The organism is Mitsuaria sp. 7, from assembly GCF_001653795.1.
Classification (GTDB): domain Bacteria; phylum Pseudomonadota; class Gammaproteobacteria; order Burkholderiales; family Burkholderiaceae_C; genus Roseateles.
In genome coordinates this window covers 1773017-1786367 of sequence record NZ_CP011514.1, presented here as the reverse complement: position 1 = coordinate 1786367, position 13351 = coordinate 1773017, and the positions used below count along the sequence as shown (strand labels likewise).

The 13351-nt window shown below is 69.7% G+C and carries 14 protein-coding genes; 11 read left to right on the top strand and 3 right to left on the bottom strand.

The annotated features are described in order from the left end of the window. Window positions 1-80 precede the first annotated feature (80 nt). The gene (locus ABE85_RS07925) at window positions 81-527 is read left to right on the top strand and encodes a DUF4148 domain-containing protein (RefSeq protein ID WP_067272315.1); all 447 of its coding nucleotides are present in this window, start codon (window positions 81-83) and stop codon (window positions 525-527) included. Window positions 528-691: 164 nt separating this feature from the next. Here the strand turns inward: ABE85_RS07925 and ABE85_RS07920 are convergent, their stop codons facing one another. Continuing rightward, window positions 692-1786 carry an alpha/beta fold hydrolase gene (locus ABE85_RS07920; RefSeq protein ID WP_231993256.1) on the bottom strand — a complete coding sequence of 365 codons (1095 nt, stop codon included), beginning with the start codon at window positions 1784-1786 and terminating at the stop codon, window positions 692-694. A 253-nt stretch (window positions 1787-2039) separates the two neighbouring features. On the opposite strand from ABE85_RS07920, the gene ABE85_RS07915 reads away from it, so the two are divergent. From ABE85_RS07915 to ABE85_RS07875, 9 genes are all read left to right on the top strand, one after another. After that, complete coding sequence (locus ABE85_RS07915) at window positions 2040-3149, top strand: beta family protein (protein ID WP_067272312.1); 1110 nt, start codon at window positions 2040-2042, stop codon at window positions 3147-3149. Window positions 3150-3226: 77 nt separating this feature from the next. Next, entirely contained in the window at window positions 3227-3658 is a 432-nt protein-coding gene (locus tag ABE85_RS07910; RefSeq protein ID WP_067272310.1) for a hypothetical protein, read from the top strand. 133 nt (window positions 3659-3791) lie between these two features. Beyond that, the gene (locus ABE85_RS07905) at window positions 3792-5144 is read left to right on the top strand and encodes a TolC family protein (protein ID WP_067272307.1); all 1353 of its coding nucleotides are present in this window, start codon (window positions 3792-3794) and stop codon (window positions 5142-5144) included. 8 nt (window positions 5145-5152) lie between these two features. Beyond that, window positions 5153-6568, top strand: a complete 1416-nt coding sequence (locus tag ABE85_RS07900) for an efflux RND transporter periplasmic adaptor subunit (protein WP_082938424.1) — start codon at window positions 5153-5155, stop codon at window positions 6566-6568. Between the two features lie 10 nt (window positions 6569-6578). After that, the gene (locus tag ABE85_RS07895) at window positions 6579-9716 is read left to right on the top strand and encodes an efflux RND transporter permease subunit (RefSeq protein ID WP_067272304.1); all 3138 of its coding nucleotides are present in this window, start codon (window positions 6579-6581) and stop codon (window positions 9714-9716) included. 115 nt (window positions 9717-9831) lie between these two features. Next, complete coding sequence (locus ABE85_RS07890; protein WP_409072595.1) at window positions 9832-10035, top strand: AbrB/MazE/SpoVT family DNA-binding domain-containing protein; 204 nt, start codon at window positions 9832-9834, stop codon at window positions 10033-10035. Beyond that, window positions 10028-10249, top strand: a complete 222-nt coding sequence (locus tag ABE85_RS07885; protein WP_067272298.1) for a hypothetical protein — start codon at window positions 10028-10030, stop codon at window positions 10247-10249. The genes ABE85_RS07890 and ABE85_RS07885 overlap by 8 nt, the downstream gene beginning before the upstream one ends. After that, on the top strand, window positions 10249-10710 hold the full coding sequence (locus ABE85_RS07880) for a PIN domain-containing protein (protein WP_067272296.1): 462 nt from the start codon (window positions 10249-10251) through the stop codon (window positions 10708-10710). The genes ABE85_RS07885 and ABE85_RS07880 overlap by 1 nt, the downstream gene beginning before the upstream one ends. A gap of 14 nt (window positions 10711-10724) precedes the next feature. Beyond that, entirely contained in the window at window positions 10725-11186 is a 462-nt protein-coding gene (locus tag ABE85_RS07875; RefSeq protein ID WP_067272293.1) for a DUF1801 domain-containing protein, read from the top strand. Window positions 11187-11197: 11 nt separating this feature from the next. Here the strand turns inward: ABE85_RS07875 and ABE85_RS07870 are convergent, their stop codons facing one another. After that, window positions 11198-12115 carry a pyridoxal-phosphate dependent enzyme gene (locus tag ABE85_RS07870; protein WP_067272290.1) on the bottom strand — a complete coding sequence of 306 codons (918 nt, stop codon included), beginning with the start codon at window positions 12113-12115 and terminating at the stop codon, window positions 11198-11200. A 47-nt stretch (window positions 12116-12162) separates the two neighbouring features. Here ABE85_RS07870 and ABE85_RS07865 point away from each other — a divergent pair, with 47 nt between their 5' ends. Beyond that, window positions 12163-12777: an N-methyl-D-aspartate receptor NMDAR2C subunit gene (locus tag ABE85_RS07865; RefSeq protein ID WP_067272288.1), complete on the top strand. Its 615-nt coding sequence runs from the start codon at window positions 12163-12165 to the stop codon at window positions 12775-12777. Here ABE85_RS07865 and ABE85_RS07860 read toward each other — a convergent pair whose 3' ends face one another. Beyond that, the gene (locus ABE85_RS07860; protein WP_067272284.1) at window positions 12778-13254 is read right to left on the bottom strand and encodes a carboxymuconolactone decarboxylase family protein; all 477 of its coding nucleotides are present in this window, start codon (window positions 13252-13254) and stop codon (window positions 12778-12780) included. Window positions 13255-13351 lie beyond the last annotated feature (97 nt).

Sequence of the window (13351 nt, the reverse complement as noted above, 5' to 3'; positions counted from 1 at the left end):
GACGCAGCGGGATCCGACTTTCATGCGATGACCCTCGGCCCCCCGCGTGCAGGACCACTTTCAATCCAAGGAGTCTGACCATGAACCACTTCAAGAAGCTTTCCCTTCCGATCGGCGCGGCCGCACTGGCCGCGGCCCTCGCCGTGCCGGCCTTCGCGCAGGTCGAGGAAGAGGTCCTCTCGGGCCCCAAGTCCCGCGATCAGGTCGTGGCCGAAATCGAGGCCGCACGCATGAACGGCAGCCTCGACAGCCTGCAGGGCGAACACAGCTACGCCCCCGACTTCGACGAAGCCAAGGGCATGGACGTGCAGTACTCGAATCACCAGGCCGATGCCGACGTGACGGTTGGCATGTCCGCGGACACGAGCACGCAGATCCAGTTCGCCGCACCTGCTGCGGGCGGCAAGACGCGTGCCCAGGTGAACGATGAGTTGGCACAGGCTCGCGCCGATGGGTCGCTGGACCGCATGTGGAGCGAGCAGGGTTATGCGCCGGAGTTCGAGGCGGCGCATTCGTACCATCGTTGATCGCTCCTGATGCCCGGCACGGGCCGCGACGATCCGCCAGCCGGATCGGAGCGAGACAGTGCCGACCTGACGGACCGGACGATGGACGCTGGACGGCCTGACCGGTAATTGACGGTCGTCCGACTTCGAGCAACGGGGTTCCCATGAGGGAACCCCGCTTTCGTTCAGGTGCGTGCGACGTCCTGGATCGCCTGCGCGAAAGCTTTCGGCGCTTCCTGCGGCAGGTTGTGGCCGATGCCGCCGGTCAGGTCGCGGTGCTCGTACCGGCCCGTGAACTTGCGGCGGTAGTTGGCCGGTGCGGGATGCGGGGCGCCGTTGGCATCGCCCTCCAGCGTGATCGCGGGGATGGCGATCTCGGGCGTGGCACCGATGCGGGCCTCCACCGCGTCGAAGCGCGACTCGCCGTCGGCCAGGCCCAGGCGCCAGCGGTAGTTGTGCACCACGATCGCGACGTGGTCCGGGTTGTCGAAGGCGGCGGCGCTGCGGGCGAAGGTCGCGTCGTCGAAGCGCCACTGCGGCGAGGCCAGTTGCCAGATCTGCTTCGAGAATTCGGCGCGGTATTTCTCGTAGCCCAGCCGGCCCCGCTCCGTCGCGAAGTAGTACTGGTACCACCACTGCAGCTCGGCGGCCGGCGGCAGCGGCGCCGCGTTGACCTGGCGGTCGACCAGCAGGTAGCCGCTGACGGACACCACGGCCTGGCAGCGCTCGGGCCACAGCGCCGCGAGGATGCCCGCGGTGCGCGCGCCCCAGTCGCAGCCGCCGATGATCGCCTTCGGGAGGCGCAGCGCGTCCATCAGCGCGATCGCGTCGCGCGCCAGCGCGGCCTGCTGGCCGTTGCGCGGCGTGTCGGCGGACAGGAAGCGCGTCGTGCCGTAGCCGCGGGCGTAGGGCACGATCACGCGATAGCCGGCCGCCGCGAGCAGCGGCGTGACGCCCTCGTAGGTGTGGACGTCGTAGGGCCAGCCGTGCAGCAGCAGGACCGGCGGGCCGTCGGCGGGGCCGGCCTCGACATAACCGACGCGGAGATCGCCGGCGTCGATGTGCTTGAGCGTGCCGAAGGAAGGCGCGATCGTGATGGCCCCTCCCGCAGCCGGCGCGGCCAGCGCCGCGGAGGGCAGCAGTCCCGTCAACGGCAGCGCGGCGGCGGCCGTCGCGGCCCCCAGCGACGCGCCCAGGCGCAGGAACTGGCGGCGGGGCAGCGCGGCGCCGCGGCGACCGGTCAGGTCGGTCGTGTCGATCATGTCGTTGCGATCGGTCATCGAGGATCTCCGGAGAGGTGTGGTGGCGATCTCCGCAGTGGACGTCCCCGATGTATCTCCGCCTTGTCGACATCGAACCGGCATTGCATGGCGGTGTCGCCCCTCGGGGTGCAGATACAGCGGCATACAAAGCCGATCTCTGACATCCATCAAACCAACCCCTGGCTTTCCAGCCGCGTCTTTCCTAGCCTGCCGGGGACCGGGTGCGCGGGGCGCCCGTGATTCGGGCTGCACGCCCGCAGGAGAGGTATCGATGAATGGAGTCTTGCTGGACGAGGCCGTCTACTTTCCGTCGCTGCAGACATTGCCGGCCGAGCTGCGCGGCTTGCGTGAGCTCGACCGGGTGCGCAAGCGGCGGATGCTGCCGCTGATCACGCTGCTGCCGCTGCAGCGCATGCCCGACGTGGTGGACTTCCGCCGCGCGGCGCAGCAGGCGGGCGAGGCGATGCAGGAGCTGCCGCATTTCATCGACCTGGGCCGCGTGCCGCTGGACCATGCGCTGGCCTGGCGCCGGCTGGCGGACCCGACGCAGGGCTTCCGGACCTGGCGCGAGTTCGTCCAGGGGCACCGGCACGCGCTGCCCGTGGTGCTGATGCCCGAGGGGGCCAGCGAACGCAGCGTCGTGCTGCAGGCCGCCGCAATCGAGCGCGAGTTCGGCCGGGTGATGTTCCGGCTGCGCGGCACGGCGCCCTTGACGTCCCCGTCGAGGGCGCTCGTGGAACGGGCCCTGGAGGGAATCGAGGACTGTCGCCGCACGGTGGTCGTGCTGGACTTCGGGACCGAGCGCGAATGGCTGCTCGGCTGCGCCGGCGTCGGCCGGGACCTGCTGGCGCGTTGGCGGACGCGGTGGCCGGGGCTGCGCGTGGTGATGATGGGCAACAGCTTCCCGGCGACGGCGCCCTGGATGGCGGCCGCGACCTCGGAGGACAACCCCCGCTCGGGCCGGCTCGCGATCCTGGAGCGCGAGCTGCATCGGCGGCTGGGCGGCCTGGCGGTCGTCGGCTACGGGGACCATGGCGCCATCCACGCGCCGAGCGAGCCCGGCCCGGAGCTGCCGACGGGGCACGTGCGCATCGACTATCCGTGGCAGGGTGTGTGGTGCTTCGAGCGCCGGCGGCGCGCGAACCCCGACGAGGCCAGCCGGGAAACCGCCGCGGCGCTGGTCGCGGCGGCGCCGTCGTTCGGCGTCCGCGGCCTGTGGGGGGAGCACGAGATCCGGGACGCCGCCGACGGCCGCGCGTTCTCGCGGGGGCGCGAGGCGTGGACGGCCATCCGCGTCAATCTGCATCTGGCGACGCAGGTCGACGAGATGCTCATGGAACACCGGAGCGTCCGCAGCGTGCTGCCCGCCTCGACTTCGTGAAAACCACGGGGTGGCGACAGGGCGCGGCGAAGCCGGTCGGCGGGGAAGGGCATGCGGGCTGCCTATACTCGCGCCCCATGCGCCGCTGGTTGACCGTCTTCCTGCTGATCCTGCTGCCGCTCCAGCTGAGCTGGGCGGTGGCGGCGACCTATTGCGCGCATGAAGCCGATCCGGCGGTGAACCACATCGGTCACCATGAGCATCGGCATGAGGCGTCGAGAGAGGCTTCGGGCGCCAAGGCGGCCGCCGAGGCGTCGATGTCCGAGAAGACGCCAGAGAAGGTGACCGAGAGAGCGCCTGAGAAGGCGCCTGAGAAGGCGACCGACAAGGCCCTGACCTGTGTCGACGACGACTGCGGCTTCTGCCACCTGGGCCACAGCCAGCCGGTGGCGAGCACGCCGATCGTGCTGCCGGCGGTGGAAAGCCTCGTGACCACGGGATCCGCTGCCGATGTGTGGTCCTCGCGCGGCCCCGACCGCAGAGAACGACCCAATTGGCTGGCCGCCTGATCGGCGGCCGTCCCTTCAACTGATCCTTGATCGCCCCGGCGCCCGCCGAGGCGCGCGGCGCTCGCCGATTCCCCGTTGATCCCTTTCCTGCCCGGCCGCCCACGCGGCGGCGGGCACAACGCCGGAGTCTCCGATGCCCAAGTTCCTGGTGCCGCTGTACAGCGCGGCGCTGCTTTCCGTCATGCCGTCGGCTGCCCGGGCCGCGCCCGAAGCGCCGCCCGCATCCTCTGCTTCGCCATCGATGCTGACGCCCTCGACGTCGACATCGACATCGACATCGACGCCAACGATATCGGCGTTGCCGGCGAGCTCGCCTTCGCTTTCTCCCGCGCTGTCGCTGACGCTGAGCGCCGCCATCGAGCGCGCGCTGACCAGCCATCCGCGGCTGCGCGCCGCCGCCTTCGAGGTCGAGGCCGCCGACGGCGCTGTGCAGCAGGCCGCGCTGCCGCCGAATCCTTCGCTCGGGCTCGAGCAGGAGGACACCCGCCGCGAGACGCGCACCGTCACCGTGCTGCTGAGCCAGCCGCTGGAGATCGGCGGCCAGCGCGCCGCGCGGACCGCGCTGGCCCGGCGCGGTCGTGACATCTCCCAGGCCGAGTTCGACGCGCTGCGCGCCGAAGTGCGGGCGGATGTGGTGCAGGCCTTCTTCGCCGCGCTGGTCGCGCAGGAGCGCGTCACCGCTGCGGAAGAGTCGCTGCGCATTGCCGGCGGCGGCGCCGACGCGACCGCGCGGCGCGTGGCCGCGGGCAAGCTCGCGCCGAACGACGAGACCCGCGCGCGGGTGGCCGAGGCCACCGCCCGCATCGAACGGCGCCAGGCCCAGGCGGACCGGCTGGCAGCGCGGCACGCGCTGGCGGCGGCGGTCGGGATGGACGAAGCCTTGATCGGTCCGCTCGACGGGGACCCGGCGTCGCTGCCGGCCCTGCCGGCCGAGACCGACGTCGCCCGCCGTCTGGCCGACGCGCCGGTGCTGCGTCGTGCCCGGCTCGAGGTCGAGCGCGCGCAGGCCGCATACGACCTCGAACGCGCGCGCCGCATCCCCGACGTCACGGTGACCCTCGGCGCGAAACGCGCCCAGGAGATCGGCCGCAACCAGGCGGTGATCGGCGTGTCGATGCCGCTGCCGCTGTTCGACCGCAACCAGGGCGCGCAGCGCGAGGCCCTCAAGCGCCGCCAGGCCGCCGAGCAGATCGCCGAGGCCGAGTCGCTGCGGCTGCGCGCCGAGGTGCTGAGCGCGGCGGACGAGCTCGCCGCCCGCGCCGACGAGGTCGAGGCCTTGGAGCGCACCGTGCTGCCCGGCGCCCGCGAGGCCTACACCGCCGCCACGCGCGGCTTCGAACTGGGGAAGTTCGGCTTCCTGGACGTGCTCGATGCGCAGCGCACCTGGCTGCAGGCGCGCATGCAGTGGCTAGCCGCGCTCGCGCGGGCGCATCGCGCCAACGCCGACCTCGAGCGCCGCCTCGGCGCGCCCGTCCAGCAACCGTGAGAACGACGATGAACTGCAACAAGCAAGACGACAAGACCGGCAAGACCGACCGCGCGTCCTCGGGACGCGGGCTGCCGAAGCGGCAATGGATCGCGATCGCGGTGCTGGTGGCCCTCGGCCTGGCCGGCGGCGCGGCCATCCTGGTCTCTGGCCCCTCGGCCTCGCCCAAGGGCGGCCATGGCGAGCACGCCGAAGAAGGCCATGACGATCATGGTCATGCCGAGAAGAAGGAGCCCGACGAGCACAAACACGAGGGCAAGGACGAGCACGCCGGTGAAGCCAGGACCGCCAAGCCCGGCGACGCACAACAGGCCGCCGGGGCTGGTGGGAAATCCGCCGACAAGGACGATGGCCACGGTCACGCCGCCGCAGCGCCCGAGGCCATCGCGATGACCGAGGCGCAGATCAAGTCCGCCGCGATCACGCTGGAGGCCGCCGGCCCCGCGACCCTCCGGACGACGACGCGTCTGCCCGGCGAGATCGGCTTCAACGAGGACCGCACCGCGCACGTCGTGCCGCGCGTGGCCGGGGTCGTCGAGTCGGTGCCGGTGACGCTGGGCCAGTCCGTGCGCAAGGGCGAGCTGCTGGCGGTGATCGCGAGCGCGCAGGTATCCGACCAGCGCAGCGAGCTGCTCGCCGCGCAGAAACGCGAGCAGCTGGCGCGCAGGACCTTCGATCGCGAACGCAAGCTGTGGGAGGAGAAGATCTCCCCGCGGCAGGACGTCGACATCGCCGAACAGGCGCTGCGCGAGGCCGAGATCGCCGTCGCCAACGCGCGGCAGAAACTGGTCGCCATCGGCGCCGCGCCGGGTTCCCTGGCGGGCGCCACGAGCGGCGGCGCGCTCACGCGATTCGAGCTGCGCGCGCCCTTCGACGGCGTCGTCGTCGAGAAGCACCTGACGCTGGGCGAGCAGGTGAAGGAGGACGCGAGTGTCTTCGTCCTGTCTGACCTGCGCACCGTGTGGGCGCGCATCGACGTGCCCGCCGGCGATCTGGCCAAGGTGCGCGTGGGAGAGCGCGCCGTCGTGCGCTCGGCCGCCTTCGAGCAGTCGGCCGACGGCAAGGTGGCCTACGTCGGCGCGCTGATCGGCGGGCAGAGCCGCACCGCGCAGGCGCGCATCTCGCTGGCGAATCCCGAGCGCGCGTGGCGGCCCGGGCTCTTCGTCAACGTCGACGTGGTGACCGGCGAGGCCCCCGCGCCCGTGACGGTCGCCGCCGACGCCGTGCAGGTCTTCGAGGACCGCCAGGTCGTCTTCGTGCGCACGGCCGACGGCTTCGCCGCACAGCCGGTGAAGACCGGTCGAGGCGACGGCCGGCGCATCGAGATCGTCGACGGCCTGAAGGCCGGCGCCAAGGTCGCGGCGGTCAACGCCTTCGTCATCAAGTCCGAGGCCGGCAAGGGCTCGGCGACGCATTCGCACTGACGGGGGACGCATGTTCGAACGCATCATCCGATTCGCCATCGAGCACCGATGGCTGGTGCTGGTGGCCGTGCTGGGCATGGCGGCGCTGGGGGTCTTCAGCTACCAGAAGCTGCCCATCGACGCCGTGCCCGACATCACCAACGTGCAGGTGCAGATCAACACCGGCGCGCCGGGCTACTCGCCGCTGGAGGCGGAGCAGCGCGTGACCTTCCCGGTGGAGACCGCGATGGCGGGCCTGCCGGGGCTGAAGCAGACGCGCTCGCTGTCGCGCTACGGGCTGTCGCAGGTGACCGTGATCTTCCGCGACGGCACCGATATCCATTTCGCGCGGCAACTGGTCAACGAACGGCTGCAGGCCGCGCGCGAGCACCTGCCCGACGGGCTCACGCCGGCGATGGGGCCGGTGTCCACGGGCCTGGGCGAGATCTACCAGTGGACGATCGAGGCCGAGGAGGGCGCCCGCAAGCCGGACGGCTCGGCCTACACGCCGATCGACCTGCGCGAGATCCAGGACTGGGTCGTCAAGCCGCAGCTGCGCAACGTGCCGGGCGTGACCGAGGTCAACACGATAGGCGGCTTCGCCAAGGAGTTCGAGGTGGCACCCGATCCGGGAAGGCTGTCCTCGCACGGGTTGACGTTGGCGGAGGTCGTCGAGGCGCTGGAGCGCAACAACGCCAACGTCGGCGCCGGCTACATCGAGCGCCGCGGCGAGCAGTACCTGATCCGCGCGCCGGGCCAGCTGCGCGATCTGGCCGACATCGGCAACGTCGTGCTGCGCACCGACGGCGGCGTGCCGGTCCGCGTGCGCGACGTGGCGCAGGTCGGCATCGGCAAGGAACTGCGCAGCGGCGCGGCCACCGACAACGGCCGCGAGGTCGTGCTGGGTACCGTCTTCATGCTGATCGGCGAGAACAGCCGCAGCGTGGCGCAGGCGGTGGACCGCAAGATGAAGGAGGTCGCGACCACGCTGCCCAAGGGCGTGCATGTCGTGACCGTCTACGACCGCACGGTGCTGGTGGACAAGGCGATCGCGACGGTCAAGCGCAACCTGGTCGAGGGCGCGGTGCTGGTGATCGCGGTGCTCTTCCTGTTCCTGGGAAACCTGCGCGCGGCGGTGCTGACGGCGCTGGTGATCCCGCTGTCCATGCTGTTCACCTTCACCGGCATGGTCGGCCAGAAGGTCAGCGCCAACCTGATGAGCCTGGGCGCGCTGGACTTCGGGATCATCGTGGACGGGGCGGTCGTGATCGTCGAGAACTGCGTGCGGCGCCTGGCGCATGCGCAGTCGCGGCTGGGCCGGCCGCTGACGCGCGCGGAGCGCTTCCACGAGGTCTTCGCCGCGGCGCAGGAGGCGCGCCGGCCGCTGCTGTTCGGGCAACTGATCATCATGGTGGTCTACCTGCCGATCTTCGCGCTCACCGGCGTGGAGGGGCGGATGTTCCATCCGATGGCGGTGACCGTGGTGATGGCGCTGCTGGGCGCGATGATCCTGTCCATCACCTTCGTGCCGGCGGCCGTGGCGCTGTTCATCGGCGACAAGGTCCAGGAGAAGGAGAGCCGCGTGATGGCCTGGGCGCATCGCGCCTACGAGCCGCTGCTGGCCAAGGCCATGGCCGCGCGTCCGGTGGTCATCACCGGCGCGGCGGTCGCGGTGGTGTTGTCGACGCTGCTCGCGACGCGGCTCGGCAGCGAGTTCGTGCCCAGCCTCAACGAAGGCGACTTCGCGGTGCAGGCGCTGCGGCTGCCGGGCACCAGCCTGTCGCAGTCGGTGGCGATGCAGCAGCAGATGGAGTCTCGCCTGAAGGAGAAGTTCCCCGAGATCGAGCGCGTGTTCTCGCGCACCGGCACGGCGGAAATCGCGGCGGACCCGATGCCGCCGAACATCTCCGACGCCTACGTGATGCTCAAGCCGCAGGACGAGTGGCCCGAGCCGCGCCGCACGCGCGAGGCGCTGATCACCGCGGTGCAGGCGGAACTCGCGACGCTGCCGGGGCAGAACTACGAGTTCTCGCAACCGATCCAGCTGCGGTTCAACGAGCTGATCTCGGGCGTGCGCTCGGACGTGGCGGTGAAGGTCTTCGGCGACGACATGGACCAGCTCAACGCGGCGGCGGTGAAGATCGCTGCGGTGCTCGGCGGACTCGATGGCGCCGCGGAGGTCAACGTCGAACAGACGACCGGGCTGCCGATGCTCACCGTCGACATCGATCGCGAGAAGGCGGGACGCCACGGGCTGAACCTGCAGAACGTGCAGCAACTCGTGGCGACGGCGACGGGCGGCGCGCATGCGGGCACGCTGTTCGAGGGCGACCGGCGCTTCTCGATCGTCGTGCGCCTGCCCGAGGCGCTGCGCACGGACCTGGCGGCGATCCAGAGGCTGCCGGTGCCCTTGCCGAAGGGCGCCGACGGCGCTGCGCGTTTCCTGCCGCTGTCCGAGGTCGCGACCTTGTCGCTGGCGCCGGGTCCAAACCAGGTCAGCCGCGAGGACGGCAAGCGGCGCGTCGTGGTCAGCGCGAACGTGCGCGGACGGGATCTCGGCTCATTCGTCGCCGAGGCCCAGCAGGCGGTGACGTCTCAGGTCGCCTTGCCGTCGGGCTACTGGCTGGGCTGGGGCGGCCAGTTCGAGAACCTGCAGTCGGCCAGCGAGCGCCTGCGCGTCGTGGTGCCGGTGGCGCTGGGGCTGGTCTTCGTGCTGCTCTTCGCGATGTTCGGCAACGCGCGGGACGGGCTGCTGGTGTTCTCGGGCATCCCCTTCGCGCTGACGGGCGGTGTGCTGGCGCTGTGGATGCGGGGGATTCCGCTGTCGATCTCGGCGGCTGTCGGTTTCATCGCGTTGAGCGGCGTGGCGGTGCTGAACGGGCTGGTGATGATCTCCTTCATCCGCCAGTTGAGGGAGCAGGGCCGTCCCTTGGAGGAGGCCATCCATGAGGGGGCGTTGACGCGCCTGCGGCCGGTGCTGATGACGGCCCTGGTGGCCTCGCTCGGCTTCGTCCCGATGGCGCTGGCGACCGGCACGGGCGCCGAGGTGCAGCGACCGCTGGCGACGGTGGTGATCGGCGGGATCCTGTCCTCGACCGCGCTGACGCTGCTGGTGTTGCCGGTGCTGTACCGGTGGGTGTATCGACGGGATGAACACTCATCCACGTGAGCGAGCTGCCTTGTCGGAGTGGCCTCGGCGCCAAATCGACAAGTGCAGGTCATGGCACTTCGATCGACGTTTTCCTAAAGTAGCTGCATCGCTTCGCAAGGAGAGTGGCGTGTCGATGTCAAAGATGGAAATGAACGGGCGGATCGTCGTCCCGAAGGACATCCGGAAGGCCGTCGGCGCCAGGCTCGGAACGCGCTTCATCTGGAAGTTGACGGAGGACGGCAGCATCCACGTCGTTGCGAAGTCGAAAAAGCCGGTCGCGGAAGAGACGCCGCAGCCGGATTCCGGTGATTCACTGAATGGAGAAGGCAATGCATGAAACGTTTCTGAGCGAGCAAGGTACCTTGCAGGTGCCCGCGGAGATCTTGAAAGAGCTGGGCGCAAAGCCTGGCACCCCGTTCGTCTGGTACACCCGTGGCGACAATACCCTCTATGTTCGCGCCAAGACGACGTCGTTGGCGGAGCTGGCGGGAATGCTGAAGCCGCGCAACGGCAGGACGGTATCCGTCGAAGAGATGAGTCCGTTCCGCTGATGGGCGCCGTCGATACCAACGTCCTGATCAGGTACATCGTTCAGGACGATCAACGTCAGTGCGACGCTGTCGCTCGATTGCGCGAACGCCACATACAGAATGGCAGCAAACTCTTCGTGCCCGTGACGGTCCTGCTGGAGTTCGAATGGGTGCTGCGAAGTCGCTTCAGCTTTGGCAAGGATGAGGTCATCGCCGCGATGCCGAATATCCTGAACGCGAGCGACCTGTTCGTCGAGCGGGAGATGGCGATGGTCGAAGCGCTCGCCGAATTCAAGCTGCGCGATGCTGATCTTGCCGACTGCATGCATGCACGGATTTCGGCATGGGAGGGGCAGGAGCCGCTTCACACATTCGATCGTCGTGCTTCGACCCTGCCGGGCGCACAACTGCTCAGCATCAGGGCGGAAGAGCCGAGACCAGCATGGCGAATGAGCCGAAAGCAGCTTTGTGACGTCGTGTGATTTGAAGGAAAGAAATGCCCACGGAGACTCGCAAGACCTCAAGACAGACCGCCGCGGCGCCCGCAGGTGACCGCGACGTGGTCCTGCTCTCCGGCGGCAATCCGCAGATCCCGAAAGGGTCCGGGGATAAGCCGGTGCAGGCGTATATCGCCGCGCTCCAGAATTGGAAGCAGGCGGTGGTGCGACGCATGGACGCGCTGATCGTCGAGACCGTGCCCGAGGTGCACAAGGCCGTGAAGTGGAACTCGCCGCTGTATGGCGTCGATGGCACGACCTGGTTCCTCGGTCTCCATGTGATGACGCGATACGTCAAGGTCGCGTTCTTCAACGGCAAATCGCTGGATCCGATGCCGCCCGTCGATTCGAAGACGGCACATGCGCGCTATCTGCATGTCAGCGAGAAGGAGCCGCTTGACGAGGCCGCCTTCATCGCCTGGGTGAAAGCGGCGAGCGCGATCCCCGGCGAGAAGATGTGATCAGCGCGTGATCAACTCGCCGTGCGCCAATCGATCAGATCCTCGTAGGTCGCGCACGCACCGCCGCAGAGGATTACCAGCACGTTCCTGGCCTTCTGCAGCGCGGGCACCTCGCGCTTGAGGGTCGCCGCGACCGCGGCCCCGCACGCGGGTTCGACGATCACACGGTGTTCCTTCGCCACGTCGAGGCAGGCCTGCACCGCCTCGGCATCGGTCACCGTCGTGGCAGTCACCGCATGCCGCCTCGTCCACGCGAAGGCCTGCTCGCTGACCCGCCGGGCACCCAGCGAGGTCGCGAGGCTCGTGATCGCGTCCAGCGTCACCAGCTCGCCTGCGGCGATCGCCGCGTTGAGTGAATGGGCGCCGACGGTCTCCGCCGCCACGAGCGGCACGTCCTGCCACCCGGCCGCGTGCATGCCCTGCAGCACGCCGCTCATCAGGCCGCCGCCGCCGACCGAGAGCACGACCGCGTCCGGCTTCGGCGCCTGCGTCGCCGCCTCCGCGATCATCGGCGCATGGCCGTCCCACAGCAGCGGGTCGTCGAACGGATGGATGAAGGCGTCGGTCGGCTGGCGCAACGACATCAGGTGGTCATTGGCCTCCATCCAGCTCTTGCCATGGACGACGACCTCCGCGCCCTGACGGCGGATCAGCGTCTTGGGCCACTCGCGCGTGGTCTCCGGCACCACGACGACGACGGGCAGTCCGAGCCGACGTCCCGCGTACGCGACCGCAATCCCCGCGTTGCCGCCCGAGGACGACAACAGCCGCGTCGCACCGCGCGACGCGTGGACTTCGCAGGCGTGGCCGATGCCGCGCAGCTTGAACGATCCGCAGGGCTGGAGGGCTTCGAGCTTGAGCCAGACGCGCTGGTCGGGCGTGCTGAACGCGTCGGATTCGACGGTGGGCGTGGTGATGTGGATGGCCATCCGGGGATCGTAGCGCGAGGGCCGGCAGCCGCTACCATCCAGCGCACATGAATGCCCTCTTCGAACGATCCTGGCAGCGCGCCTGGTCCGCCCTCGTCGGCGAACGCGACGGCACCGCGCTGCGCGACGAGCTGCTCGCCCGCTACGCGGAGCCGCCACGCAAGTACCACACGCGTCAGCACCTCGAGGAATGCCTCGCGCTGTTCGACGAGGTCGGCGATCTCGCCGTCCATCCCGCCGAAGTCGAGATGGCGCTCTGGTTCCACGACGCGATCTACGACGTGAAGGGATCGGGCAACGAAGAGCGGAGCGCCGTGTGGGCGCATGAGGCGCTGCTGTCCGCCGGCGTGACCCGCGACGTCGCCGACCGCGTCCGGCAGTTGGTGCTGGTGACGAAACACGATGGCGTGCCGGCCAGCGTCGACGAGCAGGTGCTCGTCGACATCGACCTCGCGATCCTCGGCGCCGAGCGCCCGCGCTTCGACGAATACGAACGCCAGATCCGCGATGAATACGCGTACGTGCCGGGTTTCCTGTTCCGGCGCAAGCGACAGGAGATCCTCAGGATCTTCCTGGACCGGCCGGTGCTGTACAGCACGCCGGCGTTGCGCGAACGGCTGGACGCGCGCGCCCGGGAGAACCTGCGGCGCGCGATCGGCTGATCAGCGCGCGGCCGCCGCGGTCGTGGCCGCGGTCACGGCCTGCGGCACGTTGCGGAAGCTGATCGCCAGACGGTTGTAGGTGTTCATGAGACCGATCGCGATCGTGAGATCGACGAGTTCCTTCTCGCTGAACACCGCGCGGACGGCGGCGTAGTCGGCATCGGGCACGCCGGTCGTCGCGACCCGCGTGACGGACTCCGCCCAGGCCAGCGCCGCGCGCTCGCGCGTGTCGAACAGCGTGCCGCCTTCCTGCCAGGCCTGCACCAGCGCGAGCTTCTCGGCGGGCACGCCTTTCTTCAGCAGGTCGCGGGTGTGCATGTCCAGGCAGTACGCGCAGTTGTTGATCTGCGAGATCCGCAGGAAGACGAGTTCGACGAGCGCCGGCGGCAGGCCGCTCTGGGCAACGTAACCGTAGACGCCGCCGAGCGCCTTGACGCCGGCGGGAGCGATCTGGCTGTAATCGAGACGGTGGGACATGGCGGACTCCTTGGGATGAAGAGATGAAGAGGTGAAGGATGGACTGGGAGGGATCGGGTGATCGATGGCGGCGGGTGCGTGATCGATGACTGGATTC

Bases quoted from the DNA above. Each gene is read 5' to 3' on its own strand.
- ABE85_RS07925 (WP_067272315.1), top strand. From the start codon at position 81: ATGAACCACTTCAAGAAGCTTTCCCTTCCGATCGGCGCGGCCGCACTG.
- ABE85_RS07920 (WP_231993256.1), bottom strand. From the start codon at position 1,786: ATGACCGATCGCAACGACATGATCGACACGACCGACCTGACCGGTCGC.
- ABE85_RS07915 (WP_067272312.1), top strand. From the start codon at position 2,040: ATGAATGGAGTCTTGCTGGACGAGGCCGTCTACTTTCCGTCGCTGCAG.
- ABE85_RS07910 (WP_067272310.1), top strand. From the start codon at position 3,227: ATGCGCCGCTGGTTGACCGTCTTCCTGCTGATCCTGCTGCCGCTCCAG.
- ABE85_RS07905 (WP_067272307.1), top strand. From the start codon at position 3,792: ATGCCCAAGTTCCTGGTGCCGCTGTACAGCGCGGCGCTGCTTTCCGTC.
- ABE85_RS07900 (WP_082938424.1), top strand. From the start codon at position 5,153: ATGAACTGCAACAAGCAAGACGACAAGACCGGCAAGACCGACCGCGCG.
- ABE85_RS07895 (WP_067272304.1), top strand. From the start codon at position 6,579: ATGTTCGAACGCATCATCCGATTCGCCATCGAGCACCGATGGCTGGTG.
- ABE85_RS07890 (WP_409072595.1), top strand. From the start codon at position 9,832: ATGTCAAAGATGGAAATGAACGGGCGGATCGTCGTCCCGAAGGACATC.
- ABE85_RS07885 (WP_067272298.1), top strand. From the start codon at position 10,028: ATGCATGAAACGTTTCTGAGCGAGCAAGGTACCTTGCAGGTGCCCGCG.
- ABE85_RS07880 (WP_067272296.1), top strand. From the start codon at position 10,249: ATGGGCGCCGTCGATACCAACGTCCTGATCAGGTACATCGTTCAGGAC.
- ABE85_RS07875 (WP_067272293.1), top strand. From the start codon at position 10,725: ATGCCCACGGAGACTCGCAAGACCTCAAGACAGACCGCCGCGGCGCCC.
- ABE85_RS07870 (WP_067272290.1), bottom strand. From the start codon at position 12,115: ATGGCCATCCACATCACCACGCCCACCGTCGAATCCGACGCGTTCAGC.
- ABE85_RS07865 (WP_067272288.1), top strand. From the start codon at position 12,163: ATGAATGCCCTCTTCGAACGATCCTGGCAGCGCGCCTGGTCCGCCCTC.
- ABE85_RS07860 (WP_067272284.1), bottom strand. From the start codon at position 13,254: ATGTCCCACCGTCTCGATTACAGCCAGATCGCTCCCGCCGGCGTCAAG.